This is a genomic window from Bacillus subtilis subsp. subtilis str. 168 (genome assembly GCF_000009045.1).
Classification (GTDB): Bacteria; Bacillota; Bacilli; order Bacillales; family Bacillaceae; genus Bacillus; species Bacillus subtilis.
On the sequence record NC_000964.3, the window covers coordinates 795,897 to 811,518 of the forward strand.

The 15,622-nt window shown below is 45.8% G+C and carries 12 protein-coding genes; 9 read left to right on the forward strand and 3 right to left on the reverse strand.

Annotation, left to right across the window (positions count from 1 at the left end; genetic code table 11):
• The first annotated feature begins 417 nt into the window (after nt 1–417).
• The 6 genes from ltaSA (at nt 418) to yfnD (ending at nt 7,390) form a co-directional block, all read left to right on the forward strand.
• Nucleotides 418–2,337 (forward strand): exported glycerol phosphate lipoteichoic acid synthetase and anion-binding protein, encoded by a 1,920-nt coding sequence (gene ltaSA, locus BSU_07260; protein ID NP_388607.2) that lies wholly within the window; start codon nt 418–420, stop codon nt 2,335–2,337.
• A gap of 235 nt (nt 2,338–2,572) precedes the next feature.
• Nucleotides 2,573–3,337, forward strand: a complete 765-nt coding sequence (gene spmH, locus BSU_07270) for a glucose-1-phosphate cytidylyltransferase (sporulation) (RefSeq protein NP_388608.1) — start codon at nt 2,573–2,575, stop codon at nt 3,335–3,337.
• 6 nt (nt 3,338–3,343) lie between these two features.
• A complete protein-coding gene (spmG, locus tag BSU_07280) occupies nt 3,344–4,312 on the forward strand; it encodes a putative CDP-sugar-dehydratase/epimerase (protein NP_388609.2) in 969 nt (322 codons plus the stop codon).
• A 23-nt stretch (nt 4,313–4,335) separates the two neighbouring features.
• Complete coding sequence (gene yfnF, locus BSU_07290) at nt 4,336–5,247, forward strand: putative glycosyltransferase (protein ID NP_388610.1); 912 nt, start codon at nt 4,336–4,338, stop codon at nt 5,245–5,247.
• A 28-nt stretch (nt 5,248–5,275) separates the two neighbouring features.
• Nucleotides 5,276–6,454 (forward strand): putative glycosyltransferase (complex carbohydrate synthase), encoded by a 1,179-nt coding sequence (gene yfnE, locus BSU_07300; protein NP_388611.1) that lies wholly within the window; start codon nt 5,276–5,278, stop codon nt 6,452–6,454.
• Nucleotides 6,455–7,390, forward strand: a complete 936-nt coding sequence (gene yfnD, locus BSU_07310; RefSeq protein NP_388612.1) for a putative glycosyltransferase (complex carbohydrate synthase) — start codon at nt 6,455–6,457, stop codon at nt 7,388–7,390.
• Between the two features lie 30 nt (nt 7,391–7,420).
• On the opposite strand, the gene yfnC is transcribed toward yfnD, so the two are convergent.
• The 3 genes from yfnC to mtrA form a co-directional block, all read right to left on the reverse strand.
• The gene (gene yfnC / locus BSU_07320) at nt 7,421–8,650 is read right to left on the reverse strand and encodes a putative efflux transporter (protein ID NP_388613.1); all 1,230 of its coding nucleotides are present in this window, start codon (nt 8,648–8,650) and stop codon (nt 7,421–7,423) included.
• A 110-nt stretch (nt 8,651–8,760) separates the two neighbouring features.
• Nucleotides 8,761–9,468 carry a pyrimidine nucleotide phosphatase (promiscuous) gene (pynN, locus tag BSU_07330; RefSeq protein ID NP_388614.1) on the reverse strand — a complete coding sequence of 236 codons (708 nt, stop codon included), beginning with the start codon at nt 9,466–9,468 and terminating at the stop codon, nt 8,761–8,763.
• A 91-nt stretch (nt 9,469–9,559) separates the two neighbouring features.
• Nucleotides 9,560–10,945: a methylthioribose permease gene (gene mtrA, locus BSU_07340; RefSeq protein ID NP_388615.1), complete on the reverse strand. Its 1,386-nt coding sequence runs from the start codon at nt 10,943–10,945 to the stop codon at nt 9,560–9,562.
• A gap of 249 nt (nt 10,946–11,194) precedes the next feature.
• Here mtrA and vdhT point away from each other — a divergent pair, with 249 nt between their 5' ends.
• From vdhT to ettA, 3 genes are all read left to right on the forward strand, one after another.
• Entirely contained in the window at nt 11,195–12,652 is a 1,458-nt protein-coding gene (gene vdhT, locus BSU_07350; protein ID NP_388616.1) for a vanillin dehydrogenase, read from the forward strand.
• Between the two features lie 13 nt (nt 12,653–12,665).
• Nucleotides 12,666–13,526 (forward strand): chemotaxis sensory transducer (sensed target unknown), encoded by an 861-nt coding sequence (gene yfmS, locus BSU_07360; RefSeq protein ID NP_388617.1) that lies wholly within the window; start codon nt 12,666–12,668, stop codon nt 13,524–13,526.
• A 134-nt stretch (nt 13,527–13,660) separates the two neighbouring features.
• Nucleotides 13,661–15,550, forward strand: a complete 1,890-nt coding sequence (gene ettA / locus BSU_07370; protein NP_388618.1) for a putative energy-dependent translational throttle A — start codon at nt 13,661–13,663, stop codon at nt 15,548–15,550.
• Nucleotides 15,551–15,622: the final 72 nt, after the last annotated feature.

Genomic DNA, 15,622 nt, shown 5'->3' on the forward strand with positions numbered 1-15,622 from the left:
TTAGTCCTTTCGAAAAAATGGTGATCGCGCTAAACATTGATGCATACAATAACTTCAGTCCGCCGGAAGGGCGGGCTGTCTGCAAAACCTATTTTTCGTTTTTGCTAGTTTATGTTATTCTTATACTCGGTATCTATTTCTTTTTTCAAAGGCACACATGACAAAAGAAATCCTTTTTTTATTTCCGAGAAAAAAATGTGAAACGAAATGAAGGTTTCTTTCGTCCAGTGATTGGTTTCCAAATGGTTGTAATAAAAATGATATGGTGCGAAACATAAATATTCCGGCTTGCCGCGGTGTATTTATTGTTGTGTGATGCCTTGATTTTGTTTGGAAAGAAGGAATTGGAAGGCAGGATATAAAGAGCAGGTAAATATGAATGAAGAACTTAAAGTGTTTAAGAAAGTAGAGGTTGCCATGAAGAAACTTTTTTCTTACAAACTTAGCTTTTTTGTGCTGGCTGTTATACTGTTTTGGGCAAAAACGTATTTATCCTACAAGACTGAGTTTAATCTTGGGGTAAAAGGCACAACTCAGGAGATCCTCCTGATATTTAACCCATTCTCAAGCGCCGTCTTCTTTTTAGGACTGGCTTTGCTGGCGAAAGGGCGTAAATCAGCCATTATTATGCTGATTATCGATTTCTTGATGACATTTGTGTTATATGCAAATATTTTATTCTATCGTTTCTTTGACGATTTCTTGACGTTCCCGAACATTAAACAGTCCGGAAACGTTGGAAACATGGGAGACGGGATTTTCAGTATCATGGCCGGTCATGATATTTTCTATTTCTTAGATATTATCATTTTGATTGCGGTATTGATCTGGAGACCTGAATTAAAAGAATACAAAATGAAAAAACGCTTTGCATCTTTAGTGATCCTTTCTGGGATCGCACTGTTTTTCATCAACCTGCACTATGCGGAAAAAGACCGTCCGCAACTGCTGACAAGAACGTTTGACCGCAATTATATTGTGAAATATTTAGGTTTATACAACTACACCATTTATGACGGTGTACAGACGGCTCAAACAGAGACGCAAAGAGCCTATGCAAGCAGCGATGATTTAACAAGTGTCGAGAATTACACGACGTCTCATTATGCGAAACCAAACGCCGAGTACTTCGGCTCTGCCAAAGGCAAAAATATCATTAAAATTCACCTCGAAAGCTTCCAGTCATTCCTGATTGACTACAAGCTAAACGGTGAAGAGGTGACGCCTTTCTTAAATAAACTTGCGCACGGCGGGGAAGATGTGACGTATTTTGATAACTTCTTCCATCAGACAGGCCAGGGAAAAACATCTGATGCCGAGCTGACAATGGATAACTCGATCTTCGGTCTTCCTGAAGGCTCCGCGTTTGTGACGAAAGGCGAAAACACCTACCAGTCGCTTCCTGCGATTTTAGACCAGAAGGAAGGCTATACAAGCGCCGTCCTGCATGGTGATTACAAATCGTTCTGGAACCGTGACCAGATTTACAAACATATCGGATATGACAAGTTCTTCGACGCAAGCACGTATGATATGTCAGATGAAAATGTGATTAATATGGGGCTTAAGGATAAGCCGTTCTTTACAGAATCGATTCCAAAGCTTGAATCTCTTAAACAGCCATTTTATGCGCATTTGATTACATTGACAAACCATTATCCGTTTAACCTTGATGAAAAAGACGCGTCTCTTAAAAAAGCGACAACAGGCGATAACACAGTTGACAGCTACTTCCAGACAGCGCGTTACCTTGACGAAGCGCTTGAGCAATTCTTCAAGGAGCTGAAGGAAGCCGGCCTGTATGACAACTCAGTCATCATGATTTACGGTGACCATAACGGTATTTCTGAAAACCATAACCGAGCGATGAAAGAGATTCTTGGAAAAGAGATCACAGATTATCAAAACGCACAGAACCAGCGTGTGCCGCTGATGATCCGCGTTCCTGGCAAAAAAGGCGGAGTGAACCATACGTATGGCGGCGAAATTGACGTCATGCCGACACTTCTGCACTTAGAAGGAATTGATTCTCAGAAATATATCAACTTTGGTACTGATTTATTCTCTAAAGACCACGACGATACGGTGGCATTCAGAAACGGAGACTTCGTAACGCCGAAGTACACATCAGTCGACAATATCATTTACGATACGAAGACAGGTGAAAAACTGAAAGCGAATGAAGAAACGAAGAATCTGAAAACAAGAGTGAACCAGCAGCTGAGCCTTTCAGACAGTGTCCTGTACAAAGACTTGCTGAGGTTCCATAAACTAAATGATTTCAAAGCCGTTGATCCGTCAGACTATCATTACGGCAAGGAGAAAGAAATCAAATAAGATGAAAAAGAGCCTTGAGCGGGCGCATTGCCTTCGCTCAAGGCTCTTTTTTTGGTTATACAACCAACTTGAAAAAATAGATTCCATTTGGTCACCAAGGCTGGCTTTCTCTCATATCATTACAGTAGATTTTGAAACCGGATTGAAATCGGACAAATTATCGGGGAAATGCCTTGATAGATTGTGAAGATGTACCAGGTTTCGAACTCAATATTCATAGAGATGAGGGGTAGAGATGAAAGCGGTCATTCTCTGCGGCGGAAAAGGAACGAGAATGAGTGAAGTCACGAATGACATTCCTAAACCGCTCGCCATGATAGGCGGCAAACCGATTCTATGGCATATTATGAAAATTTATCAGTACTACGGAGTAAACGAGTTTATTCTGCTTTTGGGCTATAAAGGAGAAAAAATCAAGGAATACTTTCTCGACTATGAATGGAAGCACAACAGCCTGACACTCGACAGCTCTACGGGAGAGGTACAGATGCTGGGGCAGCCTGAAACGTGGAAAATTACGTTTTTGGAGACTGGGGTAGATACGCTGACAGCCGGAAGAATCTTGCAGGCGAAAGACTATATCGGTGATGAAACATTTCTGCTCACCTATGGAGACGGGCTGGCCAATATCAATCTTTTCCATCTCATCAGCTATCATCAGACAAAAGGTGCTGCCGCGACTGTCACCGGCATTGACAAAGTCTCGCAGTTTGGCACCTTGACAGTTGAGGATGGCATGGCGAAAACATTTTCTGAGAAGACATCAAGTGATGGAATCATCAACGGCGGATTCTTCGTTCTTAGTCCAAAGGTTTTCGATTATTTGCCGAAGGACGGGAACACGATGTTCGAAGATGAACCGCTGAAGAACCTTGCCAAAGATGGGGAGCTTGCTGTGTACCGCCATTACGGATTTTGGACGGCCATCGATACGTATAAAAATCTCTTAGAAGTCAACAAAATGTGGAATCAAGGACAACAAGTATGGAAGGTATGGTGAATTGATTTGAGTTTCTGGAAAAATAAAAACGTATTTGTCACGGGATGCACAGGTCTTTTAGGAAGCTATTTGGTGAAAGAGCTGATCGAACAGGGCGCAAACGTTACGGGGCTAGTCAGGGATCATGTGCCTCAATCCAATCTTTATCAGGGAGAACATATCAAGAAAATGAACATCGTGCGGGGCTCTCTTGAGGACTTGGCTGTGATTGAACGCGCGCTTGGCGAGTATGAGATCGACACAGTCTTTCATCTTGCTGCACAAGCGATTGTCGGCGTGGCAAACCGCAACCCGATTTCTACCTTTGAAGCGAATATCCTCGGCACCTGGAATATTCTCGAAGCCTGCCGCAAGCATCCGTTAATTAAGCGGGTCATTGTCGCTTCAAGTGATAAAGCTTACGGCGATCAAGAAAACCTTCCATACGATGAAAACATGCCGCTGCAAGGCAAGCACCCGTACGACGTCTCAAAAAGCTGCGCAGATCTGATCAGCCACACCTATTTTCACACGTACGGGCTTCCGGTCTGCATTACGCGCTGCGGAAACTTATACGGCGGCGGAGATTTGAACTTCAACCGCATCATTCCTCAGACGATTCAGCTTGTGCTGAACGGGGAAGCGCCGGAAATCCGAAGCGACGGCACATTTGTACGGGACTACTTCTATATTGAAGACGCCGTTCAGGCTTATCTGCTTCTTGCAGAAAAAATGGAAGAAAACAATCTTGCCGGAGAGGCCTTTAACTTCAGCAATGAGATCCAGCTGACCGTACTTGAACTGGTAGAGAAAATATTAAAGAAAATGAACAGTAATCTGAAACCTAAGGTGCTGAATCAGGGAAGCAATGAAATCAAACATCAATATTTATCCGCGGAAAAAGCAAGAAAGCTGCTGAATTGGACACCGGCCTACACTATTGATGAGGGACTTGAAAAAACGATTGAGTGGTATACGGAATTCTTCAAAAAGTAATGTGAAACGAGGTGAACAAGACTGTGACCAGCGCGTATTGCACCGTTTTATCAAAAGGAAGATTATATCAGGCAGTCGCTTTGTTTAAGTCGTTAGAGCAAGTTGATCAAGACAGTCCCATTTTTATACTTTGCATGGATGAAGATACGCACCGCGTGTTACAGAAGCTGAAGATGAAGCAGCTGAACCTTGTGCCGGTGGCCGCTCTTGAAAATGAATTGCTGCTGAAGCTGAAGGAAACTAGAGATCAAAGTGAGTATTGCTGGACGATGAAGCCGATCTTTCTGCAAGCTGTGCTGAACAGCAATCCTGAGCTGGAGCGTGTGACGTATATTGACGGGGATCTCTTTTTCTATGCAGATCCATCGCCGATTTTTGAAAACCAGCCGGACTGCTCGGTGTTGCTTTCACGAGGGGATATTGTAATCCCTTCTTTTGAGAAAGAGCAGATTGACATGCTGCAGCGTCTTTTAGGCAGATATAATTCCGGGTTTATCAGCTTCAAGCATGATGATGCAGGCACGGATTGCTTGGAGTGGTGGAAGGAACGCTGTCTTGAGGAATGCAAAAATGCACCGGGTGAAGGGAAATTCGGTGATCAGGGCTATTTGGATTATATGTCTGAGCTGTTTCCGAATGTGTGTGACATTACAACACCCGGCGTGAACATCGGCCATTGGAATTATGGACAGCATACGTTTTCCTGGAAAGATGGCCGGATCGTGCTGGAGGATGGCAGTCCGCTGATCTTTTATCATTTCAGCGGATACCGAATCGTCAGCATCAATGAAATCAAACAGATTCATGAAACAACCCGCACAGATCTGCCGTTTGTGCATGAACTGTATCAAGAGACACTGCCGCATATCATTCAGCACATGCAAACGTTAGACCCTGAATTTAACGGTTTTGCTTCAAAAGATGACAACAAATAAATGAGTAAATACAGGAAGTGAAAATGAAGTGAAAGCAAGCGTTATTATTCCTGCATATAATTCGAAGGAGCGTCTTTACAACAGCCTTCTGTCATTAAACCAGCAGGAGTGCGATGAAGAATTTGAAGTCATTGTAGCGGACAATGGCTCTGAGGACGGGACGCTCTCGATGCTTGAGTCATTTCAAGCTGATTTTCCGCTGATCTTTACACGGATTAAAGAAAACAGGGGCATTGCGTACGGACGAAATCAGGCGCTTCGCAATGCCAGAGGAGACATCCTGATTTTCCATGACAGCGATATGCTTGCGGCAAAGGACCTTGTGGCAAAACATATTAAAGCCCATGAGAACGAAGAGAATCTCGTCGTGTGCGGGTTGTTTTGGAAACGGATCTACAGTTTTTACTATGAACGATTTGAAGAAGAACATAAGGAACAGCTCGCAAAGCTCACAGGTGAAATGCCGAAGAAAGACAAACAAAAGCTGCTGGAGGAAGCGGACATCAAAAACGGAAGCTTTCTTGATAAAAGCTTTGACCTCGATACCGACTTTATAGACGTGCTCAAGAAGATTTTAGATGAGTACGGCGATGACTTGAAAGGCTATCATATGCCATGGCGCTTTTTTATCACGAATAATTCCTCTGTGAAACGCAAGCATGTGGTTGACCTCGGTTTATTTGACGAAGGCATTGTGCGGTACGGGTTTGAGGATTATGACCTCGGGATCAGGCTTCATCAGGCCGGATTGACCTTCAGGCTTCGCCGTGATATTGTCAGTGTTCATCAGGAACATCCAAGCAATTGTAAGTCTGTAGACGATATTCGGGCAAACATTGCCTATATGTGCGATAAATACAATAACATCCGCTCCTTAGACGTTCATCTCGCTTTTAATGGGCCGTTCCCGCCTGACATGACGAACAGAATCATGGCTGATATTCAAAAGCTGCTGGAATCACAGAAATATGATATGCTGCTGAATCTGTTTCTTGAGCTTCTGCATGTTGTTAAAGAGCGCAACATTGATCCGGATTGGCGAAAGAAATCCCCAAGGGTGACGGCGAAAAGCTTTGATTTGCAAACTGTCCGCAAGCTTCTGCCTAAGGCGAAGAAAAAGCTAGGCGTGAACGATTTTGCCAACGCACTGTATGCGCTTGTCAACGATTTGCTGCACGTGGATCTTAGATCATTGGATGTGGTATAAGTGAGTACATTTCATTTTTCAACGATAGTGTCAAGGACACATATCTTTAAGCTCATGCCTATGATTCATTCTCTCCATGAGCATTGCGATGATTTTCATTTATATGTGCTGTGTGTCGACCAGAAAGCGTATGAATTGCTTCAGCACGTTCCATGGGAGCATGTAACCTTTGTGCAGCTGCATGAAATGGAAGACCCGGAGCTGTTGAAAGCGAAAAGCAACAGAACGTTTCATGAATATTGCTGGACGTTAAAGCCCGCCTTTTTGTTTCATGTGATGAGCAAGTGGGATGACGCTGAATACTTTGCCCATATGGATACGGATCTATTTTTCTTTTCTGATCCGGCACGTATTTTTGCAGAAAACCCAACGGCGTCTCTGTATTTGACTGATCATCGTAATTCGCCGCGCTTCATGTCCTACTACGACCGAACCGGACGCTTTAATACAGGCTTTGTCGGCGCCGGTAATACAAAGGAAGCATATGAAGCGGTGTGGCAGTGGAGACAGGACTGTATTGAATTTTGCACGGTCGAAATGGATACGGAACGAAAGACATATGGTGATCAAAGATATGTGGAGAAATGGCCGGAGCAGTTTAAAGGTGTTCATGTTGTCAAATCCATAGGAGCCAATACAGCGCTTTGGAATATCGAAAACTATAAGGTCGGGCAAAAGGACGGCCGCGTGTATATAGATGAAACGCCGCTGATTTTCTATCATTTCTCTGGGTTTACGCTGGTGACAGAAAAAGAGTTTAATCTTTGCTGGTACTACCGGATTGAAGACGAAGCGACAATTAAGATGATTTATATGCCCTATATATTAAATCTGAAAAGATGGATTGATGAAATACAGTCGGCGTTTCCGGACTTTGCGGATGGCTTTATCCCGAAGCACGCAGTGCCTGACACTCATTTTATCCAGCTGGATTAAAAAACCCCCTGCCGCCTGGCAGGGGTTTTTTCAGCTATGCCATTCTCTCAGCTTCTGGTCACTTGGCAATAGGAAGGCAAGGATGCCGAGGACAGGGAGAAAGGCAATGGCGATCATCGTCGGGGTCAGTCCCGCGGCATCAATCAGAGCGCCCAGCGCCACAGCGCCGATTGCGCCCATCCCGAAGGCAAGCCCGACGGTTAAACCGGACATTGTGCCGATTTTTCCAGGAACTAGCTCCTGTGCGTAGACGACCGTTACAGAAAAGCTCGACATCAGAACCAAGCCAATCAATGCGAGCACGCCGTAGGCGAGAACCGGGCCGGCAAATGGCAGCACAATCGCCAGCGGCGCCGAGCATAACAGCGAACCGAGGATAACGAAGCGTTTTCCAAAACGGTCTGCAAGCGGGCCGCCGAGAAACGTGCCGATCGCGCCGAACAGCAAGAAGACAAAAATATAGCTTTGTGCCTGCTGAATGCTTACGTGATAGGTATCCATCGCGTAAAACGTGTAAAAGTTACCGATCGCACTCGTATACCAAGAACGAGCAAAAATGAGAAATATAATAATAATAAGAGCAGATACAACAGATTTGGTGATGGCCGTGTTTTCAGCCGTTTTCTTTTGCTTGCCTGATTTCTGGGCAAGGCTGCCGAGACGTGAGGCGTACCATTTCGCAATATACATGAGAAACATAACAGCAAGCGCGGCGACAAGCGTGAACCAAACAGCGCCGAATTGCCCGAGCGGCACAAGGATCAGCGCGGTGATCAGCGGTGCCATCGCCTGGCCTGAGTTTCCGCCCACCTGATAAATCGATTGGGCGAGCCCGCGTTTTGTGCCGGCGGCCATATACGCCACACGGGAGCCCTCCGGATGGAAAATGGCCGAGCCTAATCCAATGAAAAACACACAGCATAAGATCGTTATGAATGACGGGGCAAATGCAAGGCCCAAAATGCCAAGCATGCTGGCGGTCAAACCGACTGGCAGCGCATACGGCCGCGGCCGTTTATCGGTATACCAGCCGACAACAGGCTGCATGACGGATGACACCATGTTTAATGTGAAAGCAATGATGCCGAGCTGTGTAAACGTCAGGCTCATGGAGCGTTCCAAAATAGGGAACATGGCCGGAATCACAGCCTGAAGCGAATCGTTGAGCATATGGCAAATTCCGATAATAATCAAAATCGGATACACCGTGGTGCCTGGTTTTTGAACTGTTTTTTCTTTTAACGGGGCGGCGATAGCCATTGAGTCTCCTCCTTACATATATAACCAAAGCATACCACCATATTATTCATAAGGTGAAGAATTTATCAAGAGGAAAAAAGATTCTTATGAAAGAAATACCGTCAGCCTGATTAGCAGCTGACGGTATTTTCGATATTCAAAATGTGATATAGCTCTTCAAGCTTACGAATCTCATAGGTTGGTATGATCTCTGGCACATTCGGCTTCATGTCAGGGTTCATCCAGCAAGTATCAAGCCCGGCGAGCTGTCCGCCTTTGATATCAGCAGTTAGTGAATCCCCGATGATTAATGTGTGCTCTGCTGAAAATTGAGGAATCCGTTCAAACACGTAATTGAAATATTCCTTCATCGGCTTTTGGAAGCCGGTGTCTTCAGAAACGAAAATGTCCTTGAAGAATGGAAATAATCCTGAATCACGGAGACGCTTATATTGTGTGTGAGACACGCCGTTTGTCACGATGTACAAATCAAACTGTTGCTGCAGATTTGAGATGAGATCAAATGCACCGTCAATAAGCTGATGTCCTTCTTCAAGAAAGCGGCGGTATTTTTGCTCAAGCAAAGCGCCGTCCGCTTCGTAACCGTACTCCTTGAGCAAAGCGGAAAAACGTGTGTTTACGACTTCATCCCGTGTCATCTTACCTTCTTCAAAGGCTCTCCAGAGACCTTGATTGATGGTTTTATACTGCGCCTTCATGTCATTTGTTAAAGGAATGTTCTGATCTTCAAACAGCAAACGCAGGGCTAAAGCTTCTGCCGCTTGAAAATCAAGGATGGTATCATCTACATCAAATAATAAAGTGCGGTATCGCTTCATCTGTGTGTCTCCCTTTCTCATATGTATTCAAAGTATAGCACATAAAAAAAGGAAAAAGCCGGCGGGTGAGGCACCGCCGGCTGAAAAGAGATTATTTGTTTAATAAGCTGTGTTTTCTCGAATATAGGAAGTAAACCAGCGTTCCGACAGCGATCCAGATGACAAATGAAAGCCATGTGACGCCGGGAAGGCTGTACATGAACCAAAGGCAGATGCCTGCGCTGATAATCGGCACAACCGGAACGAATGGCACTCTGAAGGACGCTTTGATTTCAGGATGTTTCTTTCTTAACACAATGACAGCAATGGAAATGACCGTAAACGCGGCAAGTGTTCCCATGTTCACCAGATGGGCCAGCGTTCCGAGGTTAATAAAGCCGGCGATTCCCGCTGCAACGATCCCTGTCAGCCATGTGTTGCGGAACGGGGTTTTAAATGACGGATGAACCTTTGCGAACAATCCAGGCAGAAGGCCGTCTCTGCTCATGGCAAATGTCAAGCGGACCTGTGCGTACAGCAAAGCGAGCATCACCGTCGTAATCCCGATAATCGCACCGACAGAAATAATTCCGGCAACAGCGTCCTGTCCGACGAATTTCAGCGCAAAGGATACAGGATCTCCGACATTCAATTTGGCATAAGGCATCATGCCTGTCAGCACAAGCGATACCGCGATGTACAGAACCGTACAGACGGCTAGAGCTGAAATAATGCCGACGGGCATGTTTTTTTGCGGATTTTTCACTTCCTCTGATGCGTTAGAAACCGCGTCAAACCCAAGGTACGCGAAGAATACAGTGGCAGCGCTAAGTATGACGCCTTTCATCCCGAATGGCATAAAAGGAGACCAGTTATCCGGTTTCACATAGCCGATGCCGACAATAATGAACAATAATATGATCGCGATTTTCATCAGTACGATGACGTTGTTAAAGCGTGTGCTTTCCTTGACGCCTCTGCTGACAATCGCAGTGATGAGGAGAATGATCACCGCAGCCGGAAGGTTAAATACGGCGCCCGCCATGCTTCCCGGCGCTCCTGTCAGTGCAGCCGGAATATGAAGATTGAAGCCGGCAAGCAGTGATTGAAAGTATGAAGACCAGCCGGTGGCAACCGCCGACAGTGCAATGACATATTCAAGCATGAGATCCCATCCGATCAAAAAGGCGAGCAGCTCTCCAAGTGTCACGTATGAGTATGAGTACACGCTTCCCGAAATCGGAATGGAAGACGAAAACTCAGCATAACAGAAAGCAGCCAGCGCACAGGCGAGCCCCGCTAAAATAAACGATATGATGAGGGCGGGACCTGCACCGGTCGCTGCCACTGTTCCTGTAATGACAAAAATCCCTGTACCGATGACACAACCGATACCGAGCAAGGTTAAATCAAATGCGCTTAACGTACGGGCAAGGCTTTTTGACTTGCTCTGCGCACTCAATGTTTCAAGCGGTTTTTTTCTAAATAATGAACTCATCAAAAGTTCCTCCTAGAAATATTCAAAATATTCTAATCATTATATGCAGTTCTTGTTGTATTATATTGTCGAAATTTGACGTAGTCAATAAAATATTTTTCTGCTTTAAATGATAGAAGCGAAACAGCGTTGTCGTATCATAGGATAGTAATTTTTACTAATCGTATATTCAATTTTATGCAAGATGAACCGATAGAAAAAATAGATTCGCCCATATTTTGATTTGCGGTTATAAAGGAGATGCTGACCATGTTTCAATATGAAGAGTTGAATAAACAGTTTATCGGCGGGAAATGGCAGGAGGGCAGCAGCCCAAATGTATTGGAAAACAAAAATCCTTATACTCAAAAAACATTCACAACATTCCGTAAAGCGACTGCTGACGATGTAGATGAAGCGTATCGGGCAGCGGCGCTGGCAAAGAAAAAATGGGATGCGGTCAACCCGTTCGAGAAAAGAACCATTTTAGAAAAAGCCGTCACGTATATTGAAGAAAATGAAGAAGCCATTATTTATTTGATTATGGAGGAGCTAGGCGGTACAAGGCTCAAAGCAGCTTTTGAAATCGGTCTTGTCAAAAACATCATAAAAGAAGCGGCAACGTTCCCAATCCGCATGGAGGGGAAAATTCTTCCGTCAACAATAGATGGCAAGGAAAACAGATTATATCGCGTGCCGGCAGGCGTTGTCGGTGTCATCAGTCCGTTTAACTTCCCATTCTTTTTATCTATGAAATCAGTGGCGCCTGCACTCGGAGCCGGCAATGGCGTTGTGCTAAAGCCGCATGAGGAAACGCCGATTTGCGGCGGAACGCTGATTGCGAAAATTTTTGAGAACGCGGGAATTCCAGCGGGGCTGCTGAATGTTGTTGTCACAGACATTGCTGAAATCGGCGACAGCTTCGTTGAGCATCCAGTGCCGCGGATCATCTCATTTACCGGTTCTACGAAAGTCGGCAGCTACATCGGACAGCTTGCGATGAAGCATTTTAAAAAGCCGCTTCTTGAGCTTGGCGGGAACAGCGCCTTCATCGTACTTGAGGATGCAGATATAGAATATGCGGTCAATGCGGCGGTGTTCAGCCGATTTACACATCAAGGGCAGATTTGCATGTCAGCCAACCGCGTGCTTGTTCATTCTTCTATTTATGACAAGTTCCTTGAGCTGTACCAGGCAAAAGTGGAATCGCTGAAAGTCGGCGACCCAATGGACCCTGATACGATTATCGGGCCATTAATCAACAGCAGACAGACGGACGGGCTGATGAAGACTGTAGAGCAAGCAATTGAAGAAGGCGCTGTACCAGTGAAGCTTGGCGGATTTAACGGGACGATCGTGGAACCGACGATCTTAAAAGACGTCAAACCGTTCATGAGCATTGCCAAGGAAGAGCTGTTCGGACCAGTCGTCTCCTTTATGAAGTTTGATTCAGAAGACGAAGCGGTGGATATCGCAAACGAAACCCCGTTTGGCTTGAGCGGTGCCGTACATACGTCAAATCTTGAGCGCGGCGTGGCTTTTGCGAAACGCATTGAAACAGGCATGATTCACGTCAATGACACGACCATCAATGATGAACCGAATGTAGCCTTCGGCGGTGAAAAGCAATCAGGCCTCGGCCGTTTAAACGGTGAGTGGAGCCTCGAAGAATTTACAACGCTGAAATGGATCTCGGTCCAGCACGAAAAACGCAGCTTCCCTTATTAATGAAAAGGAGTGAATGGAATTGACCATAAATACGGAAAAAGAAACCGCAGATATTCTGGACGCATTTATCAAAGTAGCCCCTTATTTAAACAGCCTGGTTCAGGATGATATTACAATCGGCATTTATGATACGGAAAAACTGCTCGTGAATATACCGGCCAAAACCTTTTCGCTGAACGTAAAAGCCGGCGATCCGCTGCAGGAAGGGGATATCATCACAGATGCCATCCGCAGCAATCAGAAGAAGACGAGCATGGTTCCGAAAGAATTGTTCGGCTTCCCATTGATCGCGCGTGCCATCCCGCTGCACGACGAGAATGGAAGAGTCATTGGAGGCGTCGGCCTCGGAACGAGCCTTGAGGAGTCGTCAAAGCTGCATGATGTCGCGGAAAGCTTATCAGCTGTTGTTGAACAAACAGCCGCGGCTATTTCCGACATTTCTGAATCAATTAACGGGTTTTCAACTCAAATGTCGGGCATTTCCTCTCAGGCGAAAAAAGTAAGCGAAAGCGCCGGTGAAATCGCCGATATTTCAGTAACTGTTAAAGGCATCTCGGACCAAAGCAATCTGCTCGGCTTGAACGCCGCGATCGAAGCGGCAAGAGCAGGGGAGTCCGGAAAAGGATTCTCTGTCGTCGCAGATGAGATCAGAAAGCTAGCGACGCATTCAAAAGAAAATGTCGGCCAAATTGACCAGATTACGAAAAAAATCCACAGCCTGCTGAAAGGGCTGGAGGAATCCATTGAGTCGATTAACCAGCATACAGACGGACAAGCCGCTGCTGTTGAACAAATTTCCGCCACGATGCAGGAGATTTCAGGAAGCGCGCAGCATCTTGCGAAAATGGCCGAAAAAGCGCTTGAGGAAGAGTAAGAGACCGGGGACAAACATCCCCGGTCTTTTTCTTATCCTGCATTTCCATGAAATTCGTCTGACGTTTTACTAGTTTTATTCCAGCGGCTGATTTAAAATGTACACATGAACTTACGTGAGGATTGATAGGAACCATGAGCATATTAAAAGCGGAAAATCTTTATAAAACATACGGAGATAAAACATTATTTGACCATATCTCCTTTCATATTGAAGAGAATGAGAGAATCGGATTAATCGGGCCGAACGGAACAGGAAAATCAACGCTGTTGAAAGTGATTGCCGGCTTGGAATCTATCGAAGAAGGAGAAATCACGAAATCCGGAAGCGTGCAGGTCGAATTTCTTCATCAAGACCCGGAGCTGCCTGCGGGGCAAACAGTGCTGGAGCATATCTATTCCGGTGAATCGGCTGTGATGAAAACCTTGCGTGAATATGAAAAAGCGCTGTATGAACTGGGGAAAGATCCCGAAAATGAACAGCGCCAGAAACACCTGCTGGCAGCACAAGCGAAAATGGACGCGAACAATGCATGGGATGCAAACACCTTGGCAAAAACCGTATTGTCTAAGCTGGGCGTCAACGACGTAACAAAACCGGTCAATGAGCTCTCAGGCGGCCAGAAAAAACGGGTGGCCATTGCCAAAAACTTAATTCAGCCCGCTGATTTGCTCATTTTGGACGAGCCGACAAACCATTTGGATAATGAAACGATTGAGTGGCTTGAAGGGTATTTAAGCCAATATCCCGGCGCCGTCATGCTGGTGACGCACGATAGATATTTCTTAAACCGTGTCACCAACCGCATTTATGAGCTTGAAAGAGGCAGCCTCTACACTTACAAAGGCAACTATGAAGTGTTTTTAGAAAAACGCGCGGAACGGGAAGCGCAGGCTGAGCAAAAGGAAACGAAGCGGCAAAACCTGCTGCGCCGCGAACTGGCTTGGCTCAGACGAGGAGCGAAAGCCCGCTCCACAAAACAAAAAGCGAGAATTGACCGGGTAGAGACGCTTAAAGAGCAGACAGGCCCTCAGTCATCAGGTTCACTCGATTTTGCCATTGGCTCGCACCGTCTCGGAAAACAGGTTATTGAAGCGGAGAACGTCATGATCGCTTATGACGGCCGCATGCTCGTCGACCGTTTTAATGAACTTGTCATACCAGGTGAACGGATCGGGATCATCGGGCCGAACGGCATCGGGAAAACAACGCTGTTAAATGCCCTTGCCGGCCGTCATACGCCGGACGGAGGCGATATTACGATCGGACAGACGGTCAGAATCGGCTACTATACTCAGGATCATAGTGAAATGAACGGTGAGTTAAAAGTCATTGACTATATAAAAGAAACGGCGGAGGTCGTAAAAACGGCAGATGGCGATATGATTACAGCTGAACAAATGCTCGAGCGTTTCCTCTTCCCGCGTTCGATGCAGCAGACGTATATCCGCAAGCTGTCCGGCGGGGAAAAACGCCGTTTATACTTGCTTCAGGTTCTCATGCAGGAGCCGAATGTCCTGTTTCTCGATGAGCCGACGAACGATTTGGATACTGAAACATTAAGCGTTCTTGAGGATTATATTGACCAGTTCCCAGGCGTCGTCATCACCGTATCCCATGACCGCTATTTCCTTGACCGCGTCGTCGACCGTTTGATTGTATTTGAAGGAAATGGTGTCATTTCCCGCTTTCAAGGCTCCTATAGCGACTATATGGAGGAGTCAAAAGCGAAAAAAGCGGCCCCAAAACCGGCAGCTGAGGAAAAAACGGCTGAAGCCGAGCCGAAGAAAAAACGGAAAAAGCTTTCTTACAAAGACCAGTTGGAATGGGACGGCATCGAAGATAAAATTGCCCAGCTGGAAGAAAAGCATGAACAGCTTGAAGCTGACATCGCCGCAGCAGGCAGTGATTTTGGCAAAATCCAAGAGCTGATGGCCGAGCAGGCGAAAACGGCGGAAGAGCTTGAGGCTGCGATGGACCGCTGGACAGAATTGTCCCTCATGATCGAAGAACTGGAAAGCTAAAAAGCGTGGCCGCAGCAGGCCGCGCTTTTTTTCACATAATGGACAAAAACGAACCGGCCTGCTTATGTTAGG

What these genes read in the sequence shown, in the direction of transcription:
- ettA (NP_388618.1), top strand. Translation starts at nt 13,661, where the DNA reads ATGAGCATATTAAAAGCGGAAAATCTTTATAAAACATACGGAGATAAA.
- pynN (NP_388614.1), bottom strand. Translation starts at nt 9,468, where the DNA reads ATGAAGCGATACCGCACTTTATTATTTGATGTAGATGATACCATCCTT.
- spmH (NP_388608.1), top strand. Translation starts at nt 2,573, where the DNA reads ATGAAAGCGGTCATTCTCTGCGGCGGAAAAGGAACGAGAATGAGTGAA.
- ltaSA (NP_388607.2), top strand. Translation starts at nt 418, where the DNA reads ATGAAGAAACTTTTTTCTTACAAACTTAGCTTTTTTGTGCTGGCTGTT.
- yfnC (NP_388613.1), bottom strand. Translation starts at nt 8,650, where the DNA reads ATGGCTATCGCCGCCCCGTTAAAAGAAAAAACAGTTCAAAAACCAGGC.
- vdhT (NP_388616.1), top strand. Translation starts at nt 11,195, where the DNA reads ATGTTTCAATATGAAGAGTTGAATAAACAGTTTATCGGCGGGAAATGG.
- yfmS (NP_388617.1), top strand. Translation starts at nt 12,666, where the DNA reads ATGGAATTGACCATAAATACGGAAAAAGAAACCGCAGATATTCTGGAC.
- mtrA (NP_388615.1), bottom strand. Translation starts at nt 10,945, where the DNA reads ATGAGTTCATTATTTAGAAAAAAACCGCTTGAAACATTGAGTGCGCAG.